The organism is Devosia sp. (assembly GCF_036406155.1).
Classification (GTDB): domain Bacteria; phylum Pseudomonadota; class Alphaproteobacteria; order Rhizobiales; family Devosiaceae; genus Devosia_A.
Genome location: NZ_DASWVV010000038.1, coordinates 1 through 7,675, shown reverse-complemented (window position 1 = coordinate 7,675; position 7,675 = coordinate 1). Strand labels below are relative to the sequence as shown.

11 protein-coding genes are annotated in these 7,675 nt (G+C 64.3%); 6 read left to right on the top strand and 5 right to left on the bottom strand.

Annotation, left to right across the window (positions count from 1 at the left end; genetic code table 11):
* Positions 1 to 186: hypothetical protein (locus VGD93_RS02480; RefSeq protein WP_395008847.1), on the top strand; the 186-nt coding region annotated here is incomplete at its 5' end.
* Positions 187 to 282: 96 nt separating this feature from the next.
* On the opposite strand, the gene VGD93_RS02475 is transcribed toward VGD93_RS02480, so the two are convergent.
* From VGD93_RS02475 to VGD93_RS02460, 4 genes are all read right to left on the bottom strand, one after another.
* A complete protein-coding gene (locus VGD93_RS02475; RefSeq protein ID WP_395008845.1) occupies positions 283 to 699 on the bottom strand; it encodes a c-type cytochrome in 417 nt (138 codons plus the stop codon).
* Between the two features lie 185 nt (positions 700 to 884).
* Entirely contained in the window at positions 885 to 1,589 is a 705-nt protein-coding gene (locus VGD93_RS02470) for a L,D-transpeptidase (protein ID WP_395008843.1), read from the bottom strand.
* A gap of 40 nt (positions 1,590 to 1,629) precedes the next feature.
* Entirely contained in the window at positions 1,630 to 1,953 is a 324-nt protein-coding gene (locus VGD93_RS02465; RefSeq protein WP_395008841.1) for a hypothetical protein, read from the bottom strand.
* Positions 1,954 to 2,116: 163 nt separating this feature from the next.
* Complete coding sequence (locus VGD93_RS02460) at positions 2,117 to 2,653, bottom strand: DUF305 domain-containing protein (RefSeq protein ID WP_395008839.1); 537 nt, start codon at positions 2,651 to 2,653, stop codon at positions 2,117 to 2,119.
* A gap of 329 nt (positions 2,654 to 2,982) precedes the next feature.
* Between VGD93_RS02460 and VGD93_RS02455 the strand changes: the two genes are divergently transcribed.
* The 5 genes from VGD93_RS02455 to VGD93_RS02435 all read left to right on the top strand — a co-directional run bounded on the left by VGD93_RS02455 (position 2,983) and on the right by VGD93_RS02435 (position 6,877).
* Entirely contained in the window at positions 2,983 to 3,594 is a 612-nt protein-coding gene (locus VGD93_RS02455; RefSeq protein WP_395008837.1) for a DUF3489 domain-containing protein, read from the top strand.
* Entirely contained in the window at positions 3,591 to 4,178 is a 588-nt protein-coding gene (locus VGD93_RS02450) for a DUF2924 domain-containing protein (protein WP_395008835.1), read from the top strand. The genes VGD93_RS02455 and VGD93_RS02450 overlap by 4 nt, the downstream gene beginning before the upstream one ends.
* Complete coding sequence (locus tag VGD93_RS02445; RefSeq protein ID WP_395008833.1) at positions 4,175 to 5,893, top strand: recombinase family protein; 1,719 nt, start codon at positions 4,175 to 4,177, stop codon at positions 5,891 to 5,893. Before VGD93_RS02450 ends, VGD93_RS02445 begins: the two co-directional genes overlap by 4 nt.
* 27 nt (positions 5,894 to 5,920) lie before the next feature.
* The gene (locus VGD93_RS02440) at positions 5,921 to 6,121 is read left to right on the top strand and encodes a hypothetical protein (RefSeq protein ID WP_395008849.1); all 201 of its coding nucleotides are present in this window, start codon (positions 5,921 to 5,923) and stop codon (positions 6,119 to 6,121) included.
* A gap of 222 nt (positions 6,122 to 6,343) precedes the next feature.
* Entirely contained in the window at positions 6,344 to 6,877 is a 534-nt protein-coding gene (locus VGD93_RS02435) for a hypothetical protein (protein WP_395008831.1), read from the top strand.
* 161 nt (positions 6,878 to 7,038) lie between these two features.
* On the opposite strand, the gene VGD93_RS02430 is transcribed toward VGD93_RS02435, so the two are convergent.
* Positions 7,039 to 7,596, bottom strand: a complete 558-nt coding sequence (locus VGD93_RS02430; RefSeq protein WP_395008829.1) for a DNA/RNA helicase domain-containing protein — start codon at positions 7,594 to 7,596, stop codon at positions 7,039 to 7,041.
* Positions 7,597 to 7,675 lie beyond the last annotated feature (79 nt).

Here is a 7,675-nt window from a genome sequence, read left to right as displayed (position 1 = left end):
AAGATGGTGCAGAACCTCTGGTGGGCGGCGGGCTACAACATCGTCGCCATCCCGCTTGCTGCCGGTGTTCTCCATTGGGCCGGGATCGTGCTGGCGCCAGCGGTCGGTGCCGTCCTCATGTCGGCCAGCACCATTATCGTCGCGATCAACGCCCAGTTGCTGCGCCGGCTCGACCTGACCCGCTGATCGCTGCCTTTGTCGGGTCGGCCGCACCGGTCCTGCACGGGCACCGCCGGACAGCCGATGACCGCGCCCTCAGAGATGACGGCCGCCCAGCTCGTTTTACTCGATCCCATTGGCGCGCTGCAGCGCCCGGACGTAGGAGACAATCATGCCCACGTCCTCGCGCGTGACGCCCTCTACCGGAGGCATGTCGCCGAACGGCCAATGGTGCGCCCGCGCACCGAGCTGAGCCGCCACCAGGAAGGCCTGATCGCCGTGGTGGCCCGGCTCGTAGATGCGGTGCACGAGGGGCGGCGCAACACCGTCCCGCCCGGCGGCAGCGGCGCCATGGCACGAGGCGCAGTGCGCATCATACGCTGCCCTTCCCGCCCGCCCGGTTGTGCCGAGTTCCGGAACGGTGACGGCGACAATCGGCGCCCCTTGCCTGACGTCTTCCGGGTCCTTGCCCAGCCCGAAATACACGGTAACGACACCGGCGACCACTACGCCGGCGATGGCAACGGAGCCCCACCTCATGTCGACGCAATCTGAGCGCGAGCAGATCTCCCGCAATGGCCTTCCGCATCGCGCATGGAGCTGTGTGGTGGCCTGTTCGAATTGTTCATCTTGAAACCTTTCCTCTTGATCGTTGCTCCGGCCCAGCCGATCTCGTGGCCGATGATCGGAAGGGCCGTGCCGGGGTGGGGGCTCCCAAAAGCACGTCAGGCCACGACGATTGGCGAGGGTACCGGAACCCGATTGTACAGGTCGATGACGTCCTGATGGAGCAAGCGCACACATCCGCTCGAAACGGCCCGTCCGATCGAAGCGACCTCTCCACTGCCGTGAAGGCGATAGAGCGTGTCCTTGCCGTTCTGGAATATATAGAGTGCCCGAGCACCGAGCGGATTGTCGAGCCCGGGAGCCATGCCGGCGCGATACTCCTCGAGCTCGGGCTGCCGTTCGATCATTTCCGCCGGCGGCGTCCAGGTGGGCCATTCGCGCTTGAACTGGATCGTTCCACGGCCCGACCAGGTAAAGCCCTGCCGCCCAATTCCGACACCGTAGCGTATTGCCTTGCCCTCGGGCAAAACGAGATAAAGAAACCGGTTGTGGGTTTCGACGACCACCGTACCCGCTTGCTCGTGTGTGTCGTAGTCGACGAGCCGTCGATAGTACTCGGGATGCAACTGACGGATATCCACCGCAGGCACCGGGAATGCTTCCGCCGGTACGGCGCTATACATTTCACGGGCGATCGCGAGCACCTTTTCAGGCACCCGAACGCGTTGCGCCCACGCTGGCTGTACGGCGCCCGCGGCAGCGGCTGCCAGCGAAAGCTGCATGAACCGCCGGCGACGGAAGGTGGGTAGACGGACGCGATCATTGATCAAGGCCGGATCGATCAGTATGGACGATTGAGACAAGACGGTGCTCCTTGGGTTCTGACGACAGTGAATGCTGCCGTCAGACCTTCGGAGGGCCGGTGTTCACCGGAGTAAGCCAGCTCTCAGGTATCCGTGCTGCAACTGGCGACAGCCTAGTCGCGCTGCGCAGGCGCAACTGCCCCAGTTCCAGTTGTGCCTCGACAAGGCCCTGCGGCAGGTGGCACCGGCGCGGGCAGCTCTCACCTGGCGTCTGACTTTTCGGCGCCAACTGTACGATTTCAGCGTGTTCATGCGGCGTGGGCTGATGGCTTCGCGCCAAGCCGCTGCCCGCGAAAGCGAGCACGAGCGCCACCGACAGGAGGCTGGCAATACAGGCAACCCACACGTTTCGCACGACGATCATGGAGCCACCCTTGCGACAATCGTGGGCGTCGGGAAAGACGGTTCACCCACCTTTGATCTGCGTCGCGTGCTCCAGCCTCGGCCGGACCAAGTCAGCCCACCAGCGGCACCGCTCGGGCGGCGCCGGCGCCATATCGCCTGGCTCGCGCCTCCGGAGCCCTGGGCTACTGCTCTTGGTTCTCGTCCTGCAGGGTCCCTCTGACGAGTTGTTCCGCTTCGGAAACCATCTCGTCCGTGGCTTCAGCGGAGCGCGCAGGCAGCGCCTGTTGACCGCGCTCGCCATTCCGCTCGATGTCGTCGATCAGCATCTTCATCTCGAGAATCTCCTGCACCTGCGACTCGATGATACTGTCGGCAAGTTCGCGTACACGGGGATCGCTGATACTTGCCTTTTGTGCGTTGTTGATCGCGATGGAGTGGTGCGGAATCATCGACTTCATGAAGCTGGTGTCGTCGATGAGGCTCTGACTGCGGTTCACAAAGAGAAGCGTGAGCCCCGCAAGAGTGGCCACGACAAGGACCGCTGCCTTCACCGCCATGCCTTGGTACATTGACCACATGAAGCCGAGCATGACCACGGTCATGAGGCACGCCATGACGAGCGACGCCACAAAGCGATTAACGCTGAATGTGACGTGATCAAAACTGTAGACGAGCTGGTACATCAGGAAGAACATGATGACCGCGGACGTCACGATCATCGCGGCAAACCGACCCCATCCCATATGCATCGAGTGCTGCTGGCGATTGGTCTGGACATAGCGGCTCCGGCGCTGGGCATTGGGAGAACTCGATAACCGCAGTCGGGTTCCCGCGTCAGGTAAGCGGACCCGCCAGAGGGCCCTGCCCCTGAGGCACCTAGTGCCTGGAAGATTCAGCGCCCCGACTTGTCATCGCCGCCAAAGCAAGCATTGCTGTTGCTGGCTGACGCGCCGACCCGGCCGTCGCCCCGCCCGCCCGGAGCAGTTCCGGGCTTCGGTCAGTGCAAGCCTCGCGATCCTCGAGGGGCTCCTGACCGAAGGAGGGCCGGATGGCCACAAACAAGCTCACCGACGCCCAGCGCGTTATCCTCGCCGCCGCAGCAGCGCGCGAGAGCGGCCTCGTTCTGCCGCTGCCGAAGTCGCTGGGCGGCAACCGCGGCACCCTCGCCATCATCCTCAAGAGCCTGCTTACGCGCGGGTTGATTGCGGAGCGGCCGATCCTTCCGGATGAAGACATTTGGCGCGATACCGCCGAGCTGGGTCGGACAACCCTGGTGATCTCGACGGATGGTTTGCAGCTCATGGGCATCGACCCGATGGAACATGTCGGCCACGAGAGCGACAGCGGCCTGCTCGTCGATGAGACACGCGAGACCGCCATCACCGGCCGGCTCGGCGGCAGCGTCGAAACGCAGAAGGCGGATGCAGCGGCGCCGAACCTGCCGAAGGCAGGCAGCAAACTCGGCGCCCTGATTGCAGCGCTGCGACGGCCCGAGGGCGCCACAATTGCCGAGCTGATCGAGGCCACCGGCTGGCAGGCGCACTCGGTGCGCGGCGCCATCAGCGGCAACCTCAAGAAGAAGCTGCAGCTGGAGGTCCTCTCCGAGGTCGTGGACGGTCGCGGTCGGGTCTACCGCATCGCCTCGGGGTCGGCGGCATGAAGCGGCGGTTGAGCAGGGAGGAACTCGAGCGCGAGGTCGCCGCGCTCGATGCGCTCGACACCAAAGCACTCAGGGCGAAGTGGGCGGCGCTCTATGAGCGAGACCCGCCCTCGCGCATCCGGGCCGGACTGCTCCGGCTCGGCATTGCCTATCGGCTGCAGGAGCAGGCCTTTGGTGGCCTCAAACCCCAGACGGTGCGCCTGCTGCGCAAGCTCGCCGCCCAGTTGCGCCGCGCGCGGGCGGCGAGCCAAGGCGGGGGCGAGATCGATCCCGGGCCATCGGCGCGCTTGACCGTCTCGATGGGCTTCGCCCTCACCCCCGGCACGCAGCTGATGCGCGAATGGAATGGCGCGACCGAGGTCGTCGACGTCGTCGCCGACGGCTTTGTGTGGCGCGGCACCACCTATCGCACCCTTTCCGCCGTCGCCGGCGCCATCACCGGCACCAAGTGGTCGGGGCCGAAGTTCTTTGGCCTCGTCCCCAGCACGCCGCGCCGGCGGTGCACAGACGGTCGCACCCGCGCCGATGGCGCAGGCCGAGCAACGTCGGTTGCTGCGGTCAACGCAGAGGGTGGATCGCCATGAGCGAGCGCAAGACCTTCCGCTGCGCCGTCTACACAAGAAAGTCCTCCGAGGAGGGGCTTGAACAGGACTTCAACTCGCTCGAGGCGCAGCGGGAGGCCTGCGAGGCCTATGTGCGCTCGCAGGAACATGAAGGCTGGAAGCTGATCCCGGACCGCTTCGACGATGGCGGCTTCTCGGGCGGCAACATGGAGCGCCCGGCCCTGCAGCAGCTGATGGCGATGGTCGATGCCGGCAAGGTCGACATCATCGTCGTCTACAAGATCGACCGGCTCACCCGATCTCTCACCGACTTCGCCCGCCTTGCCGAGGTGCTCGACAGGCATGGAGTATCCTTCGTCTCGGTGACGCAGCAGTTCAACACCACGACCTCGATGGGCCGGCTGATGCTCAACGTGCTGCTCTCCTTCGCCCAGTTCGAGCGCGAGATCACCGGCGAGCGCATCCGCGACAAGATCGCTGCCTCCAAGAAGAAGGGCATGTGGATGGGCGGCACCCCGCCCATGGGCTACGACGTCGTCGAGCGGCAGCTGGTGGTCAACGCGACGGATGCCAACACCATCAGGCGGATCTTCGCACTCTATCTCGAAGCCGGATCGGTCCCGGCCCTCATGGAGCGACTTGAGCAGGAGGACATCCGCACCGCCCCGCGTGCCTCGGCCAGGGGCAATGCCTATGGCAACAAGCCCTTCACCCGCGGGCATCTCTACAAGCTGCTGGCCAATCCCATCTACATCGGCCGCGTCCAGCACAAGGCGACCTCGCATCGCGGCCAGCACGCCGCGATCATCGACAGGCCGACCTGGGAGGCGGTGCAGGCGCAACTGGCCGAGAACACCCAGGGACCACGACGCCGGCGTCGTCGGGCGCGGCGACGCGAGCATCTACTTGAGGGACTGCTGCACACTGAGCGCGGCACCCGCTTCATCGTCAGCAGTGCCAACAAGGGCGCGCGGCGCTACCGCTACTATGTCGAAGAGCAGGAGACCAAGTCGGATGGCACGGTCCCGCCGCTGCGCCTGCCGGCGCGCGAGATCGAGGCCGCCGTTGTCACCGGGCTGCGCAGTCTCCTCGCCGACCATCGCGGCCTGTTGTTCCGGCTGGGGGCGGAGACCCCCACGGAGGCGCCCGTCGCCCTCAAATCGCTCAGCACTCTCTCCCAGTCGCTTGGCGGACGCATTGGCGCCGAGCTCGAGGCCAGCATCCGGCTGATGCTCGGCCGGGTCGTCGTTGGACACAATCGGCTGCAGTTGGTGTTCAACGAAGCCGGGCTGCGGGGTGTTCTGGGCATTCCACGGGGCGGCAGCGTCTGGCCGGCCAATGCCCCCGATCCCAATGAGGAGTTCACCCTCACAGTGCCGTTCACCGCGGCGCGCCGCGGGCGGCAGATGAAGCTGGTGCTGCCCAATGCAGCCCCCGAGGCCGCCGTCGACCGCTCGCTGGTCACCGCCATCGTCCGCGCCTGGGACTGGGCCGGCAGGCTACAATCCGGTGACGTCGCGACCCTCACCGAGATCGCTGCTGCCGAGGGCCTCACTGATGGCTATGTGAGCCAGCTCCTCCCCCTCGCCTTCCTCTCCCCCGAGATCGTCGAAGGCATCCTCTCAGGGCGGCAGCCCGCGGGGCTCACCGCCAACCGGTTGATCTGGGGGGAGCGGTTGCCGGTGCGGTGGGAGGAGCAGGTTGAGCTGCTGCCGGTTTTTCGGACACGCAGTTAGTCGAGCACACGGGCACACCGCTCGGTCTTGAGGGACGAGAAGAAGCTCTCCATCGCGGCATTGTCCCAGACGTTGCCCGACCGGCAGCAGGTGGCTGACGCGTTTGAGGACATTCAGAACGGCGAAAAGCTCTCGCCCCTATTCGTGCAGATGTACCGGCTGCTGCAGACATTCTTTGCCGCCTGCACTGAAGTGGGCGCCACAGGCTCGATCGTCTGCCGGCCGTAAGCCGCTGGTGATCGCCAAGTCGGCCGTCTGAAGCGGGTTCTGAGCGCGCGCTTGACCAATCCCAGGATTTTGCTACGATTCTTTTAGGCCTTAAGCACAGGCCGGTGTGCCCACCACGCGAAGCCATGCAGTGCGCGATCAAGCTTCATGACCGTTCCCGATTGGGCGGACTTGATTAGCAGTGGGCACCTAGTCAGGTCCGTGACCCTAGAGGAATGGACAATGACCCACGTTGAACTTCACACATTCAAAACGATTGCCAAGCGTTTTGCGCGTGCCAATCGTATCCCGCATCACCAAGCACTCGATCTGCTCGCAGTCGAGCTTGGGCAACCACATTGGAACGCACTCACCGGAGCATGGGAGAAGGGCTGGCGCCCGACTTCAGACGAGGCCGCGATCGAAACCGCTGAAAACCACACCAGCCATACGCACGACAGTGGCACAACGGCATTGGGAGTGTGGGAACACAAGGGAATGATCGACGCTCACCCCTACGAGATGAGTAGCGACATCTTAGGGGTTTGCATTGGCGGTTCTGGCTGGTCGATCTTCGTTGATGCGGCGCCCTCCATTAAGCCGAAGATCGAGATCTACGGGAATGCCAAAGATAGCCCGATGCACGACGAAGCCTTTGTTCAAGGGGCGCTAGAGATCGCCAACCAAGAGGCGATCCGTCTCCGTGCAGAGATATCTTCAGACTGGCCTCGGCGCTCAACCAAGCCTGATCGGAAGGGAGGACGGTACACCCGCTGAACCGCGGCGATGCGTCTGACACGTGGTTCTGCCTGCACTGCGATGGCGAGTTATCTGGACGTCAGATGGCAGCAAATTTCTGGCACTGCCCAGAATGTGGCGCGACACCGATCGACATCTTTCCGGGGCCGTTTTGGCGCGGAGATGCTGCATAGGCCTTGTCAGGCGGCAACCCCGAGTTCGGGAATGCCGCAGGCAAGGAGATATGCATAGGTCGCATCATAAAATGCCGGGGGCCGTGTTGGGTCCTCGGCATTGCCCCGTGGCACGAAAATCACCATGCCTTGACGGGCGCGCGTCATCAGCACGCGATAGGCGTTCTTGAGATAGAGCTGATTGTCCTCGCTGTGCACGGATTGCCAGCGCGTGCCGCGAAACTCATTGAAGTGCCACGCAGCGGCACCCCGACGAAAGTCAGCATCCCAAGCAACCGCGCACCAATCGAGCTCTAGGCCCTGGATGTCGAACTCGGTTGCCACGTCTTCGCAGTAGAAGGACGAGCGCACATCGCTGCGATCATTCAGAAACCACGCGGCGGCTTCGACCTTTGAGCGCACGTCGATGCCTTCGGGGCGCAGGCGCCGTCCACCCGATGACGCGAGAACGCCGAAGCGCTCGCTTCCCCTGGCCTTGGATCTGAGCCAGGACCGCGCCCTGTAGAGGTGGCTCGGGGAATCTGGACAGTGGGATGAGTGGATTTTCTGCCTGACGGCGGCCAATATGGCCGCGAACAGGAGAGACCATGACGAGACGACCCCGCCGCAACCACACACCGACGTTCAAGGCGAAGGTGGCCCT